We start from the raw sequence: 20,652 nt of genomic DNA on the forward strand, positions 1-20,652 counted from the left end.
CCCCCGGCGAAGGAGCCCTCAACCAGCCCGCTCCGCCTCCGCCACTTCCGCTTCCGCCGCCCCACCCCGAACCGTCAACCACCAAGCCACGCCAACCCCGACAACCAGAGCCGCGATCGCAGTCCACACCGCAACCCCAAAAACCGCGAACTGCAACAAAACCCCGAACCCGACCGAAGAAACAGTCCGGGTCAAAGCCTGCCCCGTCTGCACCACCGCCAACCCGGAAGCCCGCAACGACTCCGGAACCAACGGGCTGACCCGAGCCGACAACACCCCGTCGCTGCACGCGTAGAACAACCCGTGCAGCACCAGCGCGACCACGGCCCCCGCGTACCCGCTCCCCGGCACCAGCAACAGCAGATAAACCACCAGCAGCAACACGTGCCCCCCGAGGAACACGTTCCAACTCCCCACCTTGTCCGACAACCGCCCCATGGGCGTGGCCGCGACCAGGAAGACCAACGCCGTCCCCAACGGCAACAACGGCAACAACCCCTGCGGAATCCCGGTGGCCTTCTGCACCAGGATGAAGACAAACGCGTCCGACAACGTCGCCAACCCCAGCAACCCCGTGGCGACCGCCACCCGCCGGTACCGGGCGTCCCGCAACAACCCGACCCCGGCCCGGATCGACGGCGCGGGCCCCGCAGGCTTGGCCGCCCGGTTCTCCCGCACGAAAGCGACCAGCACGATCACGCCAACAAACGCAAAACAAGCGCTGACCGCAAAAACCGGCCCGGCCACGATCCCGATGTTCGTCATCAGCAAGAACGTCACCAGCGGCCCGAGCAGCGCCCCCGCCGTGTCCATCGTCCGGTGCAGCCCGAAAGCCGCCCCCAACCGGTCCGGCGGCGTCGACAACGAGATCAGCGCGTCGCGCGGCGCCGTCCGCATCCCCTTGCCCGCCCGGTCGGCGGCCATCGCCGCCCCGATCCCGAACGCCGACGCCCCCACCGCCGGGAACACCAGCTTCGTCACCGCGGACAACCCGTACCCGACCACCGCGACGGCCTTGTGCCGCTGCGTCTTGTCCGACAGGTGCCCGCCCACCAGCCTCAGCACGGCCGTGGCCCCGGTGTACAACCCGTCCAGCACGCCGAACTGCGCATAGCTCATCTGGAGCGTGAACAGCAGGTACGCGGGGAGGAAGGCGGTCACCATCTCCGCCGACACGTCGGTGAGCAGGCTCACCGCGCCCAGGGCGAAAACGGTGCCAGGCACCCGCCCCTTCACTCGCTCAGCGGGACGGACGGATGCGACGTACATACCCCCCTAATCGACTACTCACCGTGCCTGTTACGAGTTTGGGGCGAGGAACACGTCCCGTAACGACCCCTACCACCCGGCCGATGTCGCGGTTATGCCTTCGTACCCGCAGGCCCGCGTCCCGGTGGGCGCTGTCACGGTGTGGTCCGTGAGCGAGCGCGACCTCGCCCGGCACGTCTCCGCCGCCTGGAGCGACGGGGAGGGCGGCGCCATCGTCACCGCCAACGTGGACATCGTCCGCGCCGCGACCCGCGACCCCGCGCTCGCCGCGCTCATCGCCCGCTCCGAGGTCGTGGTCGCGGACGGGATGCCCGTGGTCTGGGCAGGCCGCATCGCGGGCGCGAAGGTCCCCGAGCGGGTCACGGGCTCCTCGCTCGTGTTCACCCTCTCCGAGGCCGCCGCCCGCGCGGGCCGCTCCGTCTACCTCCTCGGCGGCAACCCCGGCGTCCCCGAGGCCGCCGCCCGCGCGCTCACCGCCCGCTACCCCGGCCTCCGCGTAGCGGGCACCGACTCGCCCCCGTTCGGCTTCGAGACCGACCCCGAGCTGACCGAGCGCGCCGTCGCCGCCTGCGCCGCCGCGAACCCCGACCTGGTCCTCGTCGGACTCGGCTTCCCGAAGCAGGAGCGCCTCATCGAACTGCTCCGCGAACGCCTCCCCGACGCCTGGTTCCTCGGCTGCGGCGCGGGCATCCCGATGGCCGCAGGCGAGTTCCGCCGCGCCCCCGGCCTCGTCCAAAGAGCAGGCGGCGAGTGGCTCCACCGCCTAGCCCTAGAACCCCGCCGCCTGGCCCGCCGCTACCTGCGCGACGACCTCCCCTTCGCCCTCCGCCTCCTCGCAGGCGCCGTCCACACCCGCCTCCGCCCCACTCGTTCCACTGACTCCACTCGTTCCACTGACTCCACTCGTTCCACTGACTCCACTCGTTCCACCAACTCCACCAACTCCAGGGAGAGCTGACCGTGCCGCTAGCCGTGGTCGTGGTGACCCACCGCAGCGCCGACGTGGTCGCCGACTGCCTCCGCTCGGTCACCGTCGCGCTGGAGTCCACCCCGGACAGCCGGATCGTCGTCGTGGACAACGCCTCCCCCGACAACACCCTCGACGTAGTCCGCGCCACCGCTCCCGAAGCGACCGTCGTCGCCCGCCCGACCAACGACGGCTTCGCCGCCGGGGTCAACGCCGGCTTCGCCGCGGCCCCCGGCTGCGACGTCCTCGTCCTCAACCCGGACGTCCGCCTGGCCCCCGACGCGATCGACCTCCTCAAGGCCGCCCTCGCCGTCCCCGGCACCGGCGTCGCCGTCCCCAGGCTCGAAGGCGAGGACGGCCACCACCAGCTCTCCCTCCGCCGCGCCCCCACCCCCCTCCGCGCACTCGGCGAGGCCGTCCTCGGCGGCGAGCGCGCCGGTCGCACCCCCGCCCTGGGCGAGCTGGTCGTCGACCCGCGCGCCTACCGCGCCGCCGGGACCGCCGACTGGGCCACCGGCGCAGCCTGGCTCGTCTCCTCGGCCTGCCGCGCCGACACCGGCGTCCTGGAGGAGCGGTACTTCCTCTACTCCGAGGAGACCGAGTACATGCTCCGCGCGGGCGACCGGGGCCACGCGATCCGCTTCGAGCCGCGCGCCCGCGCCGTGCACCTGGGCGGCGAGCAGTCCACGTCTCCCTGGCTGTGGTCGATGGCCACCACCAACCGGGTCCGCATGGCCCGCGAGCGCTCCGGCCGCCTCGCCGCCGCCGCCACCTGGCTCGCCGTGCTGCTCAACGAGCTGCTCCGGCTGCCCCGCCACCCCAAGCACCGCGCGGCCACCGCCGACCTGCTGCGCTGGCGCCGCTGGCCCGCCCGCCCGGCCACCGCGACCCCGCTCACCCCGGCCGCCGCGCGCGCCCGCTCGGCCGCCGACGAACCCGGCTGGGTCTGCTTCTCCGCCCAGGACTGGTGGTACCACAACCGCGCCCACTCCGACTTCCAGCTCATGCGCTCGATGGCGCGCCGCAGGAAGGTCCTGGTGGTCAACAGCATCGGGATGCGGATGCCCACCAGGGGCAACAGCACGCACGTCGCCCGCCGCGTCCTGCGCAAGCTCAAGTCGATCGCGAAGTTCCTGCGCCGCCCCGAGCCGAACTTCTACGTCATGTCCCCGCTCCCGCTGCCGTTCTACGGCAACCCCACCCTGCGCAAGGTCAACGCCGTCCTGGTCCGCGCCCAGGTCCGCCTGGTCTGCGCCCTGCTCCGGCTGGACGCCCCGGTCGTCATGGTGACCATTCCGACCGCCTGGGACGTCGTCGCGCCCATGCGCCGCACCAGCCTGGTGTTCAACCGCTCCGACCGGCACTCGGACTTCCCCGAGGCCGACCGGGAGGCCATCGCCGCACTGGAGCGCGAGCTGCTGCGCAACTCCGACCACGTCGTCTACGTCAGCCACGCCCTGATGGCCGAGGAGGCCGCCCTCACCGGCGACCGCGCGCACTTCCTCGACCACGGCGTCGACGTCGACCACTTCACCGCCCGCCCGCAGGTCCAGTGGCCCGCCGACGTGCGCGCCGTGCCCGGTCCCAGGGTCGGGTTCTTCGGGGCGCTGGACGACTTCGTCGTCGACTTCGACCTCCTCGAACGGGTGGCCGCCGAACTGCCGGACGTCTCACTCCTGCTCATCGGCGATGCCACTCACCCGATGGAGCGGTTCGCGAAGTACCCGAACGTGCACTGGCTGGGGTTCAAGCCCTACGACGTGATCCCGGCCTGCGGCTCGGCGTTCGACGTGGCGATCATGCCCTGGCAGGACAACAACTGGATCAAGCACTCCAACCCGATCAAGCTCAAGGAGTACCTGGCCCTCGGCCTGCCGGTGGTCTCGACCGAGTTCGCCGAGCTGGACGCCTACCGCGACCGCGTCCGCGCCGCCGCCGACCACACCACGTTCGTCGCGGCCGTCCGCGAGGCCCTGGAGCACGGCGCGCCCAAGCCCCCCGACCAGCTCCGCGCGTCCGTGCTGCCGTACTCCTGGCTCTCCCGCGCGGGCGTGCTCCGCGACCTCGCCGAGGGCGCCCGCACCACCCCGCACCACCCCACCGCCGGGTGACCAGCCCCGCACGGGCGGCCTTCCGCACCCCGGAGGGCCGCCCGCTGCGGTCGGCCGAACCCCGCCACCCCACCTCGCGCCACCCGCATGACCTGCCCTTCCCCCACGTCACCCGCCCGGCCCGCCGCAGCGCGCACCCCTGGTTCCGCAGGGTGACCGGAACGCCCGACCGGTCACAACTAGTCTGGGGGGCGTGCAGCCACTTCCCCCCAACGCTCCGCAACGAGTGGGCGACTACCCGTTGCTGGCCATGCTGGGTCGCGGCGCGATGGGATCGGTCTACCTGGCGCGCTCCCGAGGCGGTCGCCCCCTGGCGGTCAAGGTCGCCAGGCCGGAGCTGGCCGACAACCCGCAGTTCCGCGAGCGCTTCCGCCGCGAGGTGGAGATGGCGCGCGCGGTCGGCGGGTTCTGGACCGCGATCGTCGTGGACGCCGATCCCGAGGCCGACCGGCCCTGGATGGCCACCGAGTACGTGCCGGGCCCCAACCTCCAGCAGGTCGTCGTCGACCAGGGCCCGCTGCCGCAGAAGGCCGTGCGCAGGCTCGCGGGCGGGCTCGCCGAGGCGCTCATCGCGATCCACGGCGCGGGCCTGGTGCACCGCGACCTCAAGCCGTCCAACGTCCTGCTCGCCGACGACGGCCCCCGCGTCATCGACTTCGGCATCGCCCGCGCCCTGGAGCACTCCGCGCTCACCGAGGCGGGCATCGTCTTCGGCACCCCCGGCTACCTCTCGCCCGAGCAGGTCGTCGGCGAGCCGGTCGGCCCGCAGAGCGACGTGTTCGCCCTCGGCTCCGTCCTGGTGTTCGCCGCCACCGGCGAGGGCCCGTTCGGCGAGGGCTCCACGTCCGCGCTGGTCTACCGGGTCGTCCACCAGGAACCGGACCTGTCGAAGGTCCCGCCGGGCCTGGTGCCGCTGATCGTGCCGATGCTCGTGCGCGACCCGGCCAACCGGCCCACCCCGGAGCGCCTCCTGGAGGCCATCGGCACCCCCCGCGCGGACGGCTCCTGGCTGCCCGACCGGGTGCGCACCCTGGTGGAGGCGCGCCGCACCGAGCTGCGCTCCTACCCCGGCACCCCCGGAGACGGCGGCGTCCCACCCGGCCCCACGCCCGGTCCCACGCCCACGCTGCTGGAGAACCAGCCGCCCCAGCCCGACCCGGTCAAGCCGCCGACCCTGGCGATGTCGCGGGAGAACGCCCAGGACCCCGCCGCGCCCCAGGCCGTCCCGGCGGTCAAGCCGCCCACCAAGCCCGCCCCCAAGCCCGCCTCCCCACCCGCCGCCGCCGCCGAGAAGCGCGGCAAGTCGGTCAAGCCGTCGGGCACCCGCTTCGCCACCTCCAGCCTGGTCGCCTACGGCTGGACCGCCTTCTACGGCCTCGGCGTCGCCGTGACCGGCGCGGTCGCCGTGGCGGCGGAGGGCCCGTCCACCGGCCAGCTGCAGGAGTTCCAGCTCAGCGACCCCACCGACGTGGTGAAGCTGGCCGCCATCATCGCCTGCATCGGCCTGCTGGCGACGGCGGCCAGGCTGTTCGTGAGCACGCTCCAGAAACCGCTCGAGCTCGACGTGGGCGCCGAGGGCGTCACGCTCTCCAACGGCGAGGACAAGCAGCTGGTGCCCTGGTACGCGGTCAACCGCATCCGGGTCGAGTCGCACCGCAGCAGGCCGTGGCTGGTGGTGTGGCTCAAGAGCGGCGCGAAGGTGCCCGAGCCGATGGGCCGGGGCAGCTTCACCCCGTACCAGGGCGGGATGCGGATGTACCCGATCTCGCACGAGCGGCACGGCAAGCGGCGCGACCGCGACGTGGTCGAGCTGCGCTCGGCGCTCGCCTGGTACGGCGGCGCCGCGTACGACCCGCACTGATCTCCACCGGAATTTCCACGCACCCGGAAACCCTTCCGCACCAAGCGGAACCCTTCCGGGCCAACCGGAACCGACCGATCCGCTGACGACCGACCCGCTGACGCGGACCGCGCCCCCGTGGCCCGGTCCGCGTCGTGCTTTCCGGGCTGTCGAGCGGCGTCCGCCTCTCCCGTCCCCGCCGACCGACCCGGTCGCACGTCACGTCCCCGAGATCCGAGACCCCCTCAGCTCTACTCCACGCGTGCCGTTCATGAGGTTCCCCGACCAAGAACCTCACCCCTGCGGGAGCCGTCGTGCGCGTCCGAGATCTGAGCGTTGGCAAGAGGCTCGGCCTCTCGTTCGCCTCCCTGTCCGCCCTGATCGCCGTCGCGGCGGGCGTCGGCTGGCTCGGCCTGAGCGAGGAGGCGACCACGCAGGAGCGGCTCGACCACCTCCAGCTCGTGCGCGACGACATCAAGGCCGCCGCCTACCGCGCCGCCGACGTCTCCGGCTGGCAGGGCCTCGTGGTCGCCGACGTCGGCGCGTTCGGCTCCGCCTACGCCCTCGGCGAGCAGGGCTACAACCGCAAGGGCGAGCTGGCCGCGAAGGACGCCGTCTACACCGAGCTGTCCGCCGCCCGCACCGAGCACCTCACCGACTCCGAGCGCGCCCTGTTCGCGCAGCTGAAGCCCGCGTGGGACGACTTCTTCTCCTGGGACACCAAGGTCATGCAGTGGGTCGCCTCCGACGACCCGTCCGGCCTGGCCGAGGCCATGACCAGCATCAACGGCGGTGACGCCTCCAAGGCCTACGGCCAGGTGCTGGCGATCGCCGCCGACCTGGACAAGTCCGTCAACGCCCGCATCGAGACCCTGCGCGCCGACGCCGACGCCGCCCGCGAGCAGAACCTCCTGGTGCTGCTGGGCGCGCTCGTCGTCGCCCTCGCGCTGGCCGTCTTCCTGGGCCTGCGCGCCACCCGCTCGGTGGTGCGCCCGCTCGGCGACGTCGTCGGCGCGCTCGACCGGCTCGCGGACGGCGACCTGACCGCCCGCGTCGAGGTCGACCGCCGGGACGAGCTGGGCAGGCTCGGCGGCGCGCTCAACCGCACCTCCGACTCGCTGCGCGGCACCGTCGGCTCGCTGAGCGAGCACGCGCACTCGCTCGCCGACGCCTCCGCCGAGCTGGACCGGACCGCCACCCGCATCTCCGGGTCGGCGGGCAGCGCCAGCGACCGCGCGGGCGCCGCCAGCGCCACCGCCACCCAGGTGTCCGGCGACGTTGACGCGGTCACCCAGGGCACCGACGAGATGGGCATCGCGATCCGCGAGGTGTCCAAGAACGCGGGCGAGGCCGTCGCCGTGGCCGCCGAGGCGGTCGCCGTCGCCGAGCGCACCAACACCACCGTCGCCCGGCTGGGCGCGTCGTCCACCGAGATCGCCGAGGTGGTCAAGGTGATCACCTCGATCGCCGAGCAGACCAACCTGCTGGCCCTGAACGCCACGATCGAAGCTGCGCGCGCCGGTGACGCGGGCAAGGGCTTCGCCGTGGTGGCCAGCGAGGTCAAGGAGCTGGCGCAGGAGACCGCCCGCGCCACCGAGGACATCACCCGGCGCGTGCAGGTCATCCAGGAGGACACCTCGGGCGCCGTCGAGGCGATCGCGAGCATCGCCGCGATCATCGACCGGATCAGCGGCTTCCAGACCGTGATCGCCGCCGCCGTGGAGGAGCAGACCGCGACCACCGGCGAGATCGCGCGCCGCGTCGCGCAGGCCGCCGACGGCAGCAGGGAGATCGCGTCGAACATCGCGGGCGTCGCGGACGCCACCGCGTCGACCACCCGCGACGTCGACGAGTCCCGCCGCGCGGCCTCCGAGCTGAACCGGATGAGCGGGCAGCTGCAGGAGCTGGTCGGGCGCTTCCGGCTCTCCTGAACCGGACCACCCCCGAGCTCCGAACCACTTCCGGAACCCGACCGCCGCCGCCCCGTCGAGGGGCCGGGGCGAAGCGGTCGACCGCCGCCGGTCACCACCCGGCGGCGGCGTGAGCGCCGAGCGGACAGGCCCCCGCTCGGCGCTCACGCGCGTCTTCGGGGCCGGGCCCGTGCGCTGCCCGCCGCACAGCTCCACGGGCCGCGAGGTCCACCGGGCCAGGACCGGGCCGGAACCGGTCGCCGGTCAGCCGCGATCGGGCAGCCGGGCGGTCACCGGACCGGCGCTCCCGCGCTCGACGCCACCGCCCCGTCATCGCCGACTTGGCGTCCCCGCCCACTGGTCACCGCCCGTCAGGCACCGCCCAGGCGTGGCCGCCCCGCCGTCACCGCTCAGCCGGTATCGCCCGCCGGGCACCGCCCGCGTCACCGCTCAGCCGGTATCGCCCGTCAGGCTCCGCCTACCAGGCGCCGTCCCGCCGTCACCGCTCAGCCGACAACGCCCGTCAGGCGCCGCCCGCCGTCACCGCCCCGCGAACGTCGCCTTCCCCGGCCCGTCGGCCAGGAACGAGCGCACCGCGCCCCGCAGGTCCTCGGTCGCGAACAGCCCGGCCGCGATCGTCGCCACGTGCTCGTCGGCCTGCGCCACCCCACCGGCCTCGTAGTGCGCGAGCACCCGCTTGGTGGCCGCGTGCGCGCGGGTCGGCCCCGCCGCCAGCGACTGCGCGAACGCCAGCGCCGCCTCGTCGAACCCCTCGTCGGGCAGCACCCGGTTGACCACGTTCCACCGCTCCAGCACCTCGGCCGGGTAGCGCTCGCCGGTCATCACCAGCTCCTTGGCCCGCCCGACCCCGGCCCGCGCCGCGAGCCGCTGGGTGCCGCCCATCGCGGGCGTCATGCCGATGACCCGCTCGACCAGCCCGAACTCCGCGCTGCGCGCCGCCAGCAGCACGTCGCACGCCAGCGCCACCTCGAACGCCCAGGTCAGGCACAGCCCGTGGGCGGCGAAGACGGTGGGGAAGGGCAGCTCGGCGACCCGCTCGGTGAGGTCGATCATCTCGTCGAGGAGCGCCTCGGCCTCCTCGGGGCCGTCCTGCTCGGCGAACAGGGCGACGTCCACGCCGCCGCTGACCACCCGGCCCTCGGCGCGCACCAGCAGCGCCCGCGCCGGTCGCGCCGCGAGGTCGTCCACGGCGTCGGCGAGCAGCTCGCGCAACTCGGCGGTGTAGAGGTTCAGCGGGGGAGCGTCGACCGTCAGCACGGCCAGCCCCGCCGCGTCCCGCGCCACGCGGACCAGTTGCTCAGGCACGTGGCCGGACTCTACACGCGGCCCACGCGGCAAAGCAGTTGTCCGAACGGCCCATTCCCTGCCACGGTCCGATCATGGGCAATTGGTCCGTTCGGCCCGTCGACCCGTTCGGCGACACCGCTTCCGCCCTGGTGCGGGCGTACTTGCACGACATCGTCTCCCGGTACCACGGGCGGCCCGCCACCGAGGCGGAGGTGGACCTCGCCGTCGCGGACGACCCGACCGACGACCTGGCCGGGTTCTTCGCCGCCGAGGTGGCCGGTGAGCCGGTCGGGTGCGCCGCCTTCCGGATGGTGACGGAGGACACGATTGAGCTCAAGCGAGTCCACGTCCTGCGGGAACACCGGGGTCAGGGGCTCGGCCGGGCCCTGGTCGAGGCGGTCGAGCGGGCCGCCCGCGACCTCGGCGCGCGACAGGCGCGTTTGGACACCAGGAGCGACCTGATCGAGGCCAGGGCCATGTACGCCGCGCTCGGCTACCGCGAGGTGGCGCCCTTCAACGACGACCCCCACGCCCACCACTGGTTCGGAAAGGGGCTATAGGTCCCATCGGGTTTCGATATAACACGTGTGATCTGACTCACTTGACAGGTTTAATGCCTCACAGTTGAGTAGTGCCGAAAGTTGGGCCGCGGATATGAAATGGGGATCAGTCCAGTGGCTTTCGCAGTGGAGTTGACTTTTCGCGACGCGCGACAGGTGCGCAGATCGATTCACCTCGCGCACCGCGAATACTGGCGACCGCTCGCCGAGCAGGGCGTGCTGGTCGGCACCGGGCCGTGGGCCGACGGCAGCGGAGTGCTGCTCGTCTGCCAGGTGCCGGACGAGGCGGCGGCGCGCGACCTGGTGCGCGGCGACCCCTACGTGCGGTCCCAGTCGGTGGCCGAGGTGCGGATCAGGCAGTGGCACGTGCTGCTCGGCCTGCCCGACCACGAGCGGGTCCCGTCCGTGGTCCGACCTCGCGACGGCCAGAGCGCCGATCGCTCGAAGGAGCCGCTCACGCCCCACGAGCACCGCATCGCGCTGATGATGCTGGAGGGCATGACCAACCGGCAGATCGCCGAGCACTTCTCGGTGTCCACCCGCGCGGTCGAGCTCCACATCACCAGGATCTACCGCAAGCTCGACATCGGCCGACGGGCGCAGCTCGCCGCGGCCATGCCGTGGGGTCAGCGCTCCTACCTGTAGTCGGGATTCGAGTTCCCCCTGCCCCGTTCGCACTAGCGGCGGAGTCGGGGGTCCTAATCCGAATACGGGCCGTGGTGGTCGCACTGGAATGGTGCGGCTATTCGGGTGAGCAATTTTCTGGGGGACCCTCCGGAGTTCGCTGCCGATTGTGCGCGGCGAACCCCGGAGAATGCCCGGAGCGCCTAGGGTGCCGGTCGTGACCAGCATCCAGGAACGCCTCTACCCGGAACTGCCCTGCTTCGGCTGCGGCCAGGCCAACCCCAAGGGGCTGCGCCTGCGCAGCTACCGGGGGGAGGGCGGGCTGGTCACCGCGGCGTTCACGCCGTGGCCGGAGCACGACAACGGCCTCGGCTACCTGAACGGCGGCGTGATCGGCACGGTGCTCGACTGCCACAGCGCGGCGGCGGTGATGGCCGAGGCCGACGAGCGCGGCTGGCGCCCGCTGGGCGGCGCCGCGCTGGCGTACGTGACGGCGGGCCTGGACGTGCGCTACCTGCGGCCCGCGCCGCTGACCGAGGAGGTCGAGCTGCGCGCGGAGGTCGTGGAGGCGGACGAGAAGCAGATGACCGCCGAGGTGTCCCTGTGGTGGGACGGCAAGCCGCGCGCGGAGGCGGTGGCGCTGTGGAAGCGCTGGCGGCCCCGCGCCTGAACGACCCCCTGAACGGACCCCTGGGCGCCGCTCGGAGCCGTCCCGGCGTGGGCAGTCCTGCCCACCCGCCGGGCGCTCCCGCGACCGGGGCGCGCCCTCGGCCGGTGTGCCGCTCGCGACCTCCGGGTTTTCCCCGCCGCGCAGGGGGAAACCGCCGGTCGTGATCGAGGTGAAGCTGCACGTCCCCGCCACCCCGGACGAGGTGTTCGCGGTGCTGGCCGACGGCTGGTCCTACGCGGGCTGGGTGGTCGGCGCGTCCCACATCCGCCAGGTGGACACCGGGTGGCCCCGCGTGGGCACCCGCATCCACCACAGCCTCGGCGCCTGGCCCGTGCAGGTGAAGGACACCAGCACCGCCCGCGCGGGCGAGCCCGGCCGGTTCCTGGAGCTGGACGCGGGGCTGTGGCCGCTGGGCCAGGCCAGGATCAGGCTGGAGCTGACCGAGACCGCCGGGGGCACCGACGTGCTGATGGCCGAGGAGATCACCAGGGGCCCGCTCGGGCTGCTGCCCAAGCCGGTCCAGGCGCTGTTCCTGGCGCCGAGGAACCGGGAGAGCCTGCGCAGGCTGGCCGCGCTGGCCGTCCGCAGGGAGAGCGGCGCCCTGAACTAGCCGGGTCCGACCCGTTCCACGCCCCGTCGTCCCCAGGGCGGCGGCCCGTTCCACGCCCCGCCGTCCCCCTGGGCGGCGGCCCGTTCACGACCGGCCGCCGCCCCCGTCCTCGGCTACCGGTACAGCGCCCGCTGCAACCCCTGCACCAGCAGCCGGTACCCGTCCCCGCCCAGCCCGCCCCGCGCCAGCGCGGCCCGCGCCGCGTTCGCGCCCGCCGCCCCGTGCACCCCGCCGCCGGGGTGCGCCGACGCGCTCGCCAGGTACAGCCGGTCCACCGGCGTGTCCGCCCGCCCCAGCCCCGGCACCGGCCGGAACACCAGCTGCTGGTGGATCGCCGCCGTCCCGGAGTTGGTCGACCCGCCCAGCAGGCTCGGGTTGCGGTCCTTGAGGTCCTCCGGCCCCTGCACGACCCGCCCCAGCACCAGGTCCCGGAACCCCGGCGCGCGCGCCTCCACGACCGCCTCGACCCGGTCCGCGTACCGCTCCAGCTCGTCCCGGCCCCAGCTCAGCCCGCGCGGCACGTGCGTGTAGGCCCAGGCGGCCTCCGTGCCCTCGGGGGAGCGGGTCGGGTCGGCGGTCGTCATCTGGCCCATGATCAGGAACGGGTCGTCGGGCACCCGCCCGCAGGCGATCTGCGTCGCGCCCACCGCCAGCCCGTTCAGATCACCGCCCACGTGCACGGTCCCGGCCCGGCGCGCGGCCTCGGCGGTCCACGGGATCGGCCCGGACAGCGCCCAGTCCACCTTCACCGTCGCGTCGTCCCACTCGAACGCCGCCAGGTCCGACACCAGCCGCGCGGGCAGGTGCTCGGCCCCGACCAGGTCCAGGTACAGCGCGGGCGCCGGGACGTCCGCCAGCACGGCCTTGCGCGCCCGCACGAACCCGCCCGCCGCGTCCCGCACGCCCAGCGCCCGACCGCCCGCCACCACGATCCGCTCGACCGGCCGCCCCAGGTGCACCGCCCCGCCGAACCGCCGGGTGAGCGCCTCCGCGAGCGCCCCCGCGCCGCCCTCGGGCACCGGGTAGCCCACGTCCTGCCCGAGCATCGACAGCAGCCACCCGAACGCCGTGCCCGCCGCCTGGTCGGGCCCGAGGTCGGTGTGCATCGCGTTGCCCGCGAGCAGCAGCGTCCCGCCCTCGCCCGCGAACCGCTCGGCCCCGAACGCCCGCACCGACAGCACGAGCGAGCGGACCAGCCGCAGCGCGTCCCCGGCCCCCAGCGCCCCCAGCAGCCCCGCGCCCGCCCGCACCGGCGGGAACGGCCGCAGCAGCGAGTCCAGCAGGTGCTCGCGCACCCGCTCCCACAGCGCGAACTCGTCCCGCCACGCCTGCCCGTCCCCGGCGCCGAACGCCTCCAGCGACGCGGCGGTGCGCTCCACCTCGTCCGACAGCACCGCGACCCGGTCGTCCGGCAGCACGTGCGCCAGCACCTCCGGCGCCCGCCGCCACCGCAGCCCGTGCTCCTCCAGCCCCAGCCCCGCGATCACCGGCGACCCGGCGCCGAGCGGGTAGAACGAGCTGAACACGTCGCTGCGGAAGCCGGGCGCCACGAACTCCTCGGTCCGCACCGCCCCGCCCGGCCGGTCCCCGGCCTCCAGCACGGCGACGTCCCACCCCGCGTCGGCCAGCAGCGCGGCGGCGACCAGCCCGTTGGGCCCGGCCCCGACGACCACCACGTCAACCTCGTCACCCGCTGAACCCAGCACCGCGCTCCTCACCCGTTCCACCGGAGGGGCCGGATCGCCCCACCCCTTGCGCTACCCGCCACCGCCGCCCGCACACCTGCCCGGACGCCTCTCACCCGAAGATCACCCCGGCTCGCGCGTGCCCGCGCCCCGGCCGACCCGATCACACCCCGGCCGGATCACGTCCGCATCCCGGCCGAGCCCGGCCCGCCCGCGTCCTGGCGCTCGCCCAGTCACCCCCCTCCCGCCCTCCCGGCGGGCTCGCGCTCGTCCAGCGCCGCCGCACCCGCCCAGCGCCACCACGCCCGTCCAGCGCCACCGAGCCCGGTCGCGTTCCGGGCCACCCGCCCCACCCGATCGGTCAACCCCCGCCCCGCCACCAGCTCCTCACCCCGCCCAACGCCCAGCCCGCCCCGTTCCCGCAGCTCCCCACCCCTCCACCCCCCAAGATCACCCACCCCCGCCCGGAGCCCGCGAACCCCGCTCCACCCCGCACGGGCACAATGGCCCGCTGTGACGACAGCCATTCACCAGAGGATCGCCGAAGAGCTCGGCGTGCGCGCGAACCAGGTGTCCGCCGCCGTCGACCTCCTCGACGGCGGTTCGACCGTTCCGTTCATCGCCCGCTACCGCAAGGAGGCGACCGGGGCGCTGGACGACGCGCAGCTCCGCTCTCTGGAGGAGCGGCTCGGCTACCTCCGCGAGCTGGAGGACCGCCGCGCCTCCGTCCTGGAGTCCATCCGCTCCCAGGGCAAGCTCGACGACGCCCTCGAAGCCCAGATCCTCGCCGCCGACTCGAAGGCCCGGCTAGAGGACCTCTACCTGCCGTACAAGCCCAAGCGCCGCACCAAGGCCCAGATCGCCCGCGAGCAGGGCCTCGAACCGCTCGCCGACGCGCTGCTGAACGACCCGACGCTCAACCCGCAGGACACCGCCGCCGGCTACCTGACCGAGGAGGTCGCCGACGCCGCCGCCGCGCTGCAGGGCGCGCGCGCCATCCTGGTCGAGCGCTTCGGCGAGGACGGCGACCTGATCGGCGAGCTGCGCGAGCGCATGTGGGGCCTCGGCCAGGTCGGCTCGAAGGTCCGCGAGGGCAAGGAGGAGGACGGCGCCAAGTTCGCCGACTACTTCGAGTTCTCCGAGCCGTTCGCGAAGCTGCCGTCGCACCGCATCCTGGCGCTGCTGCGCGGCGAGAAGGAGGAGGTCCTCGACCTCCAGTTCGAGCCCGGCGACACCCCCGAGGACGGCCCGAGCGGCTACGAGGTCGCGATCGCCGCCCGCTTCGGCGTCGACGACCGGGGCCGCCCGGCCGACCGCTGGCTCACCGACACCGTCCGCTGGGCCTGGCGCACCCGCATCCTCGTGCACCTGGGCATCGACCTGCGCTCGCGGCTGCGCCAGTTCGCCGAGGACGAGGCCGTGCGCGTGTTCGCCTCGAACCTGCGCGACCTGCTGCTCGCCGCCCCGGCGGGCACCCGCGCCACGATGGGCCTCGACCCCGGTTTCCGCACCGGCGTGAAGGTCGCCGTGGTCGACGCGACCGGCAAGGCCGTCGCCACCGACGTGATCTACCCGCACGTGCCCGCGAACCGCTGGGACGAGTCGATCGCCAAGCTCGCCGCGCTCGCCAAGAAGCACGACGTCGAGCTGATCGCCATCGGCAACGGCACCGCCTCGCGCGAGACCGACAAGCTCGCGGGCGACCTGCTCAAGAAGCACCCGGACCTCAAGCTCACCAAGGTCGTCGTGTCCGAGGCGGGCGCGTCGGTGTACTCCGCGTCCGCGTTCGCCTCGGCCGAGCTGCCCGGCATGGACGTGTCGCTGCGCGGCGCGGTGTCCATCGCCCGCAGGCTCCAGGACCCGCTCGCCGAGCTGGTCAAGATCGACCCGAAGTCGATCGGCGTCGGCCAGTACCAGCACGACCTGTCCGAGTCGAAGCTGTCCCGCTCGCTCGACGCGGTGGTCGAGGACTGCGTGAACGCGGTCGGCGTCGACCTGAACACCGCGTCCGCGCCGCTGCTGACCCGCGTCTCCGGCATCACCGCCGGTCTCGCGGAGAACATCGTGCAGCACCGCGACGGCAACGGCCCGTTCCGGACCCGCAAGGCGCTCAAGGACGTGGCGCGCCTGGGCCCCAAGGCCTTCGAGCAGTGCGCGGGCTTCCTGCGCATCCGCGACGGCGAGGACCCGCTGGACGCGTCCTCGGTGCACCCCGAGGCCTACCCGGTGGTGCGGCGCATCCAGGAGCGCGCGGGCGCCGACCAGCTCATCGGCAACACGGCGGTGCTGAAGTCGTTGCGGCCCGACGACTTCGTGGACGACAAGTTCGGCCTGCCGACGGTCACCGACATCCTGCGCGAGCTGGAGAAGCCCGGCCGCGACCCGCGCCCGGCGTTCAAGACCGCCACGTTCGCCGACGGCGTCGAGAAGATCGCCGACCTCAAGCCCGGCATGGTGCTGGAGGGCGTGGTGACGAACGTGGCCGCGTTCGGCGCGTTCGTCGACGTCGGCGTGCACCAGGACGGCCTCGTGCACATCTCGGCGCTGTCCGACAACTACGTCAAGGACCCGCGCGACGTGGTCAAGTCCGGCGACGTGGTGCGGGTGAAGGTGCTGGAGGTCGACATCCCGCGCAAGCGCATCGGCCTGACCCTGCGCCTGACCGACGAGCCCGGCCGCAAGCCCAAGGACCAGCAGGGCGAGCGGCGCGGCGGCGGTGGCGGCCAGCGCGGCGGCGGCGACCGGCGCGGTGGCGGCAACGGCGGTGGCGGCAACCGGGGGCGCCAGCAGCAGGAGCGCCCGCCCGCCAACAACGCGATGGCGGAGGCCCTGCGCAGGGCCGGTCTGGGCAAGTGACCCGGCCCTGATCCCCGCGTGACGCGCGCCGCCCGGTTCCCCTCGGGGAGCCGGGCGGCGCCCGTTCCACTAGCCCCGGCTCACCTGCGGCGCGTCGAAGAGTCCGAGATGGACGGTGGGTCGTAGCCGAAGTCGCCCTGCGGCAAGGAGAACCCCGGCGGCACGATCCGGTCGATCTCGTCCAGCACGTCGTCGGACAGCACCACGTCCACCGCGCCCAGCGACTTCTCCAGGTGCTCCAGCGTCCTCGGCCCGATGATCGCCGAGGTGACCGCCGGGTGCCGGATCACGAACGCCAGCGCCAGGTGCGCCAGCGTGATCCCGGCCCCGTCCGCCAGCGCGGTGAGCGCGTCGAGCGCGTCCATCCGCTCGGCGTGCCGGGGCGCGGTGGTGGAGAACCACTCGGGGTGGCCGCCCATGCGCGGCGTCTCGGCCCGCTCCACGCCCCTGCGGTACCCGCCGCCCAGCCACCCGCCCGCCAGCGGGCTCCACGGCAGCACGGCCATCCCGTACCGCTGGGCGACCGGCAGCACCTCCCGCTCCACGCCCCTGGCCAGGATCGAGTACGGCGGCTGCTCGGCCACCGGCCGCGCCAGCCCGCGCCGCTCGGCGGTCCACTGCCCCTCCACGACCTCCGAGGCCGGGAACGTGGACGTGCCGATATAGCGGATCTTCCCGGCGCGCACCAGGTCGGTCAGCGCGGACAGGGTCTCCTCGAAGTCGGTGTCCGGGTCGGGCCGGTGCACCTGGTAGAGGTCGATCCAGTCGGTGCCGAGCCTGCGCAGGCTGTCCTCAACGGCCTGGGCGATCCAGCGCCGCGAGTTGCCCCGCCGGTTCGGGTTCTCGCCCATGGCGCCGTGGAACTTCGTGGCCAGGAAGACCGAGTCCCGCCGCCCCACCAGCGCCGCGCCCACCACCTGCTCGCTCTGCCCGCCCTTGTACACGTCGGCGGTGTCGACGACGTTCACCCCGGCGTCCAGCGCCCGGTGGATCACCCGGACGCCGTCCTCGCGGTTGGCGTCGCCGAACTGCATCGCGCCCAGCGTCAGCGGGCTCACCCGCACACCGGTTCGTCCGAACGGACGGTACTCCACGGCAACCCCCACATCGGTTCGTCGGTCGACTCCGCACAAGGCGGCGCGCCGGGCCCGGTATTCCCGCCGGTGGGGACGCGAGGGCTTCGGGGAAGCGCGACCGGATCGCAACCGGCGAGGACTAGCCGGGGGAGGTTCGGGGAAACACCATGGGACAGGAGCGCTCAACGCCGAGCGAGGGGAGGGGCTGTGACAGCTCTGCCGGAATTCCCGCCGCCCGCGTCCGAGGACCGGGCCGCGCCCCCGCTGGCCGCCGTCCCGGACGCCGTTCCCGCCGTCGTCCCCGAGCCCCTGCCCGAAGCCCTCCCCGAACCGGGATCCGAACCCGAGGCGCCCCACGCGCCCGGCCTGCTCTGGTACCTCACCGAGCCGACCCGCGCCGTCGTCGACCTCGGCCAGTACGCCGCCGCGCGGCAGCTGCTGCGCGCCGCGCCCAGCGGCGACGGGCACACCGTGATCGTGCTGCCGGGGCTGGGCGGCGCGGACGGGTCCACGGCGGTGCTGCGCAAGTTCCTGTCCGGGCTCGGCTACGACGTGCGCGGGTGGGGCCTTGGCCGCAACCTCGGGCCGTCCGCCGCCACCGTCGACGGGACGCGCGCGCTGCTGGAGCGGGTGGCCGCAGAGCGCGGCAAGGTGAGCCTGGTGGGGTGGAGCCTGGGCGGGGTGTTCGCCCGCGAGCTGGCGCGCGAGCGGCCCGAGCTGGTGCGGCAGGTGATCACCCTCGGGAGCCCGTACGCGCTGCGCGACGCCCGGTGCACGCGGGTGAACCCGGTGTTCCGGCTGCTGGCGATGTTCTACGAGGCCGCCTCCGACGTCCCGCCGCCGGAGTCCGAGCGACCGCCGGTGCCGGTGCCCGCGACGTCGGTGTACTCGCGGTCTGACGGGATCGTGCCGTGGCGGGCGTGCCTGGAGGAGGAGGGGCGGAGGCGGCAGAGCGTGCAGGTCGCGTCCAGCCACCTCGGGTACTGCCACAACACGTCGGTGCTGTGGCTGGTGGCCGACCGGTTGGCGCAGCCGCGCGGCCGGTGGCGCCGGTTCGCGCCGCCGCCGGGGATGGCGCGGATGTTCCCGGCGGCCTGAGGGGGCCCGCCCGGTTATTCCACTCTATTCCTTCAGTGTGGAACGAAACTGATCGTCCTGGCCGCGTCGCGTGGATACCCTGCGGTCATGACCCTGCGCCTGGACCTGGACGGCCGGATCGCCACCCTGACCATCGACCGGCCCGACAAGCGCAACGCGCTGAGCTTCGCGATGTGGAGCGAGGTGCCCGCGCTGGTCGAGCGGGTGCGCGCGGACGACGCGGTGCGGGTGCTCGTCGTGCGCGGCGGCGAGCACTTCTCCGCCGGGGCCGACATCGGCGAGTTCGGCGAGCTGCGGCGCGGGGTCGAGGCGACCGCCCGGTACAGCGCGGTCGTGCACGCGGGCGAGCAGGCGCTGGCCACCCTGGAGAAGCCGACGATCGCGTCCGTGGACGGGTTCTGCGTCGGCGGCGGGTGCCAGCTGGCGCTGGCGTGCGACATCCGGATCGCGTCCGCGCGGGCCCGGTTCGGGATCACGCCCGCCAAGCTCGGGATCGTGTACCCGCTGACGTCGACCAAGCGGCTGGTGGACGTGGTGGGGCCGTCGTGGGCCAAGCAGGTCCTGCTCACCGGTGAGCTGGTGGACGCGGCGGTGGCGCTGCGGATCGGGCTGGTCAACGAGGTGGTCGACGACCTGGGGGCGCGGACGGCCGAGCTGGCCGGGGTGCTCGCGTCGCGGGCGCCGGTGAGCGTGCTGGGGATGAAGGAGATCGTGGATCGGGTGGTGGCGGGGGAGCGGGAGGAGAGCGCCGAGGTCGCCCGGCTGTACGACGCGGCGGTGCGCAGCGCCGAGTACGCGGAGGGGGTGGCGGCGTTCCTGGAGAAGCGGGCGCCGGTGTTCTGAGCCCTTCGGGTGCCGCCCGGTCAGGCGGTCTCCTCGCCCAGCGCCCTGCGGGCGTCCCCGAGCAGCGGGCGGCCCTCGAAGCGGCCGAGCTCCTGCCGGTAGAACTCCAGCCCGATGCCGTTGGGGTCGCGGATGTACATGCTGTCGGCGGACCCGCGCGCCGGCCCCAGGTACTCGACCCCCGCGGCGTCCAGTCGGCGCTTGAGCTCCTCGAACGCGGCCCCGTCGACGGACAGCGCCAAGTGCTGCACCGCGCCGATGGTCTCCCGGTGCTCGGGGTGGGCGTGACCGGGGAAGTCGAAGAACCCGAGCAGGTTCCGGTTGCCGAGGTCGAAGAAGAAGTGGCTGGAGCCGTTGTAGTCCCGGTTCTCGACCAGCTCCACCAGCGGGAAGCCGAGGAACTCCTGGTAGAACCGGATGGTCTGCTCGACGTCGCGGCAGATGAGGGCGATGTGGTGCACCCCGCGCACCGGGGTCCCGCTCCCGGCCGCCGAGCGGTGGAGGTAGCGCTCGCGCAAGGCGTCCCGACGTGCGCTGAGCGCGGCCAGCTCGGCTCCCTGGGGCTGGGGCATGAGCACGATGTTAGGGGCTGTCGCCTGATCGTGGATCATCCTTCGCCCTGATGGCGGACGGAATTTTCCACAGTGGCGCAGCGTGGCCGGGGGCCGGAGGGGCGGGACCGGATCGCCCGGTCCCGCGCCGGGTCACGAGGGCTCGGTGCCGGGCCCCGGCGATTCGGGCTGGTCCTCCTCGCTGATGAACTCGGTGACGTCGACGTCCAGGTCGGGCACCTCCGGCGTGCCGGGCGGCTGCGGCGGGTCGGGGTTGACCCTGGGCTCTTCCGGTTCGGTCATGCCGCCGGGTATACCCACGCCCACCGGCGGCCGAACCCCACCGGGAGGTGGGGTTGCCCGCGTCGGTGAACGAGTTGCCGCGCCGGTGCCTTCACGAGGCCGCCCGGCCCCCTGCCGGGGAACGGGTTGCCGCGCCGGTGCCCCCACGAGGCCGCCCGGCCCCCTGCCGGAGAACAGGTTGCCGCGCCGGTGCCCCCACGAGGCCGCCCAGCCCCCTGCCGGGGAACGGGTTGCCGCGTCGGTGCCTCCACGAGGCCGCCCGCCCCCGTGCAGGGAACGGGTTGCCGTGCCCGGTCCTCCCCACGAGGCCGCCCGCCCCCCGTGCGGGGAAACCGGTTGCCTGCCCGTTCCCCACCACGACGCCGCCCGCC

17 protein-coding genes are annotated in these 20,652 nt (G+C 74.0%); 11 read left to right on the top strand and 6 right to left on the bottom strand.

Features of this window, described 5'->3' with window-relative positions; translation table 11 throughout:
• Positions 1 to 18: 18 nt before the first annotated feature.
• Positions 19 to 1,269, bottom strand: coding sequence for an MFS transporter (locus LV78_RS18700; RefSeq protein WP_301306770.1), 1,251 nt, complete (start codon positions 1,267 to 1,269; stop codon positions 19 to 21).
• A gap of 94 nt (positions 1,270 to 1,363) precedes the next feature.
• Here LV78_RS18700 and LV78_RS18705 point away from each other — a divergent pair, with 94 nt between their 5' ends.
• From LV78_RS18705 to LV78_RS18720, 4 genes are all read left to right on the top strand, one after another.
• Entirely contained in the window at positions 1,364 to 2,227 is an 864-nt protein-coding gene (locus LV78_RS18705; RefSeq protein WP_301306771.1) for a WecB/TagA/CpsF family glycosyltransferase, read from the top strand.
• Between the two features lie 2 nt (positions 2,228 to 2,229).
• Entirely contained in the window at positions 2,230 to 4,347 is a 2,118-nt protein-coding gene (locus LV78_RS18710; RefSeq protein WP_253846543.1) for a glycosyltransferase, read from the top strand.
• 193 nt (positions 4,348 to 4,540) lie between these two features.
• Positions 4,541 to 6,208 carry a serine/threonine-protein kinase gene (locus tag LV78_RS18715; protein ID WP_253846544.1) on the top strand — a complete coding sequence of 556 codons (1,668 nt, stop codon included), beginning with the start codon at positions 4,541 to 4,543 and terminating at the stop codon, positions 6,206 to 6,208.
• Between the two features lie 293 nt (positions 6,209 to 6,501).
• Entirely contained in the window at positions 6,502 to 8,118 is a 1,617-nt protein-coding gene (locus tag LV78_RS18720; protein ID WP_253846545.1) for a methyl-accepting chemotaxis protein, read from the top strand.
• Between the two features lie 519 nt (positions 8,119 to 8,637).
• Here LV78_RS18720 and LV78_RS18725 read toward each other — a convergent pair.
• Entirely contained in the window at positions 8,638 to 9,423 is a 786-nt protein-coding gene (locus LV78_RS18725; protein WP_253846546.1) for an enoyl-CoA hydratase/isomerase family protein, read from the bottom strand.
• 74 nt (positions 9,424 to 9,497) lie between these two features.
• On the opposite strand from LV78_RS18725, the gene LV78_RS18730 reads away from it, so the two are divergent.
• The 4 genes from LV78_RS18730 to LV78_RS18745 all read left to right on the top strand — a co-directional run bounded on the left by LV78_RS18730 (position 9,498) and on the right by LV78_RS18745 (position 11,869).
• Positions 9,498 to 9,965 carry a GNAT family N-acetyltransferase gene (locus LV78_RS18730; RefSeq protein WP_253846547.1) on the top strand — a complete coding sequence of 156 codons (468 nt, stop codon included), beginning with the start codon at positions 9,498 to 9,500 and terminating at the stop codon, positions 9,963 to 9,965.
• A gap of 156 nt (positions 9,966 to 10,121) precedes the next feature.
• Entirely contained in the window at positions 10,122 to 10,610 is a 489-nt protein-coding gene (locus tag LV78_RS18735) for a LuxR C-terminal-related transcriptional regulator (RefSeq protein ID WP_232519760.1), read from the top strand.
• A 196-nt stretch (positions 10,611 to 10,806) separates the two neighbouring features.
• Entirely contained in the window at positions 10,807 to 11,259 is a 453-nt protein-coding gene (locus LV78_RS18740; RefSeq protein ID WP_253846548.1) for a PaaI family thioesterase, read from the top strand.
• A 160-nt stretch (positions 11,260 to 11,419) separates the two neighbouring features.
• Entirely contained in the window at positions 11,420 to 11,869 is a 450-nt protein-coding gene (locus LV78_RS18745) for an SRPBCC family protein (RefSeq protein WP_253846549.1), read from the top strand.
• Between the two features lie 113 nt (positions 11,870 to 11,982).
• On the opposite strand, the gene LV78_RS18750 is transcribed toward LV78_RS18745, so the two are convergent.
• Positions 11,983 to 13,575 carry a phytoene desaturase family protein gene (locus LV78_RS18750; protein ID WP_253846550.1) on the bottom strand — a complete coding sequence of 531 codons (1,593 nt, stop codon included), beginning with the start codon at positions 13,573 to 13,575 and terminating at the stop codon, positions 11,983 to 11,985.
• Positions 13,576 to 14,067: 492 nt separating this feature from the next.
• Here LV78_RS18750 and LV78_RS18755 point away from each other — a divergent pair, with 492 nt between their 5' ends.
• Positions 14,068 to 16,410 carry a Tex family protein gene (locus tag LV78_RS18755; protein WP_253846551.1) on the top strand — a complete coding sequence of 781 codons (2,343 nt, stop codon included), beginning with the start codon at positions 14,068 to 14,070 and terminating at the stop codon, positions 16,408 to 16,410.
• 80 nt (positions 16,411 to 16,490) lie between these two features.
• Here LV78_RS18755 and LV78_RS18760 read toward each other — a convergent pair whose 3' ends face one another.
• Positions 16,491 to 17,504 (bottom strand): aldo/keto reductase, encoded by a 1,014-nt coding sequence (locus LV78_RS18760; protein ID WP_253846552.1) that lies wholly within the window; start codon positions 17,502 to 17,504, stop codon positions 16,491 to 16,493.
• A gap of 189 nt (positions 17,505 to 17,693) precedes the next feature.
• Here LV78_RS18760 and LV78_RS18765 point away from each other — a divergent pair, with 189 nt between their 5' ends.
• The gene (locus LV78_RS18765; protein ID WP_253846553.1) at positions 17,694 to 18,584 is read left to right on the top strand and encodes an esterase/lipase family protein; all 891 of its coding nucleotides are present in this window, start codon (positions 17,694 to 17,696) and stop codon (positions 18,582 to 18,584) included.
• An 87-nt stretch (positions 18,585 to 18,671) separates the two neighbouring features.
• On the top strand, positions 18,672 to 19,427 hold the full coding sequence (locus LV78_RS18770; protein WP_253846554.1) for an enoyl-CoA hydratase/isomerase family protein: 756 nt from the start codon (positions 18,672 to 18,674) through the stop codon (positions 19,425 to 19,427).
• Positions 19,428 to 19,447: 20 nt separating this feature from the next.
• On the opposite strand, the gene LV78_RS18775 is transcribed toward LV78_RS18770, so the two are convergent.
• Both LV78_RS18775 and LV78_RS18780 read right to left on the bottom strand, forming a co-directional pair.
• Entirely contained in the window at positions 19,448 to 19,999 is a 552-nt protein-coding gene (locus LV78_RS18775; protein WP_253846555.1) for a VOC family protein, read from the bottom strand.
• A gap of 132 nt (positions 20,000 to 20,131) precedes the next feature.
• Positions 20,132 to 20,281 carry a hypothetical protein gene (locus LV78_RS18780; RefSeq protein WP_253846556.1) on the bottom strand — a complete coding sequence of 50 codons (150 nt, stop codon included), beginning with the start codon at positions 20,279 to 20,281 and terminating at the stop codon, positions 20,132 to 20,134.
• Positions 20,282 to 20,652 lie beyond the last annotated feature (371 nt).

The organism is Actinosynnema pretiosum (genome assembly GCF_024171695.1).
GTDB classification, from domain to species: Bacteria; Actinomycetota; Actinomycetes; order Mycobacteriales; family Pseudonocardiaceae; genus Actinosynnema; species Actinosynnema pretiosum.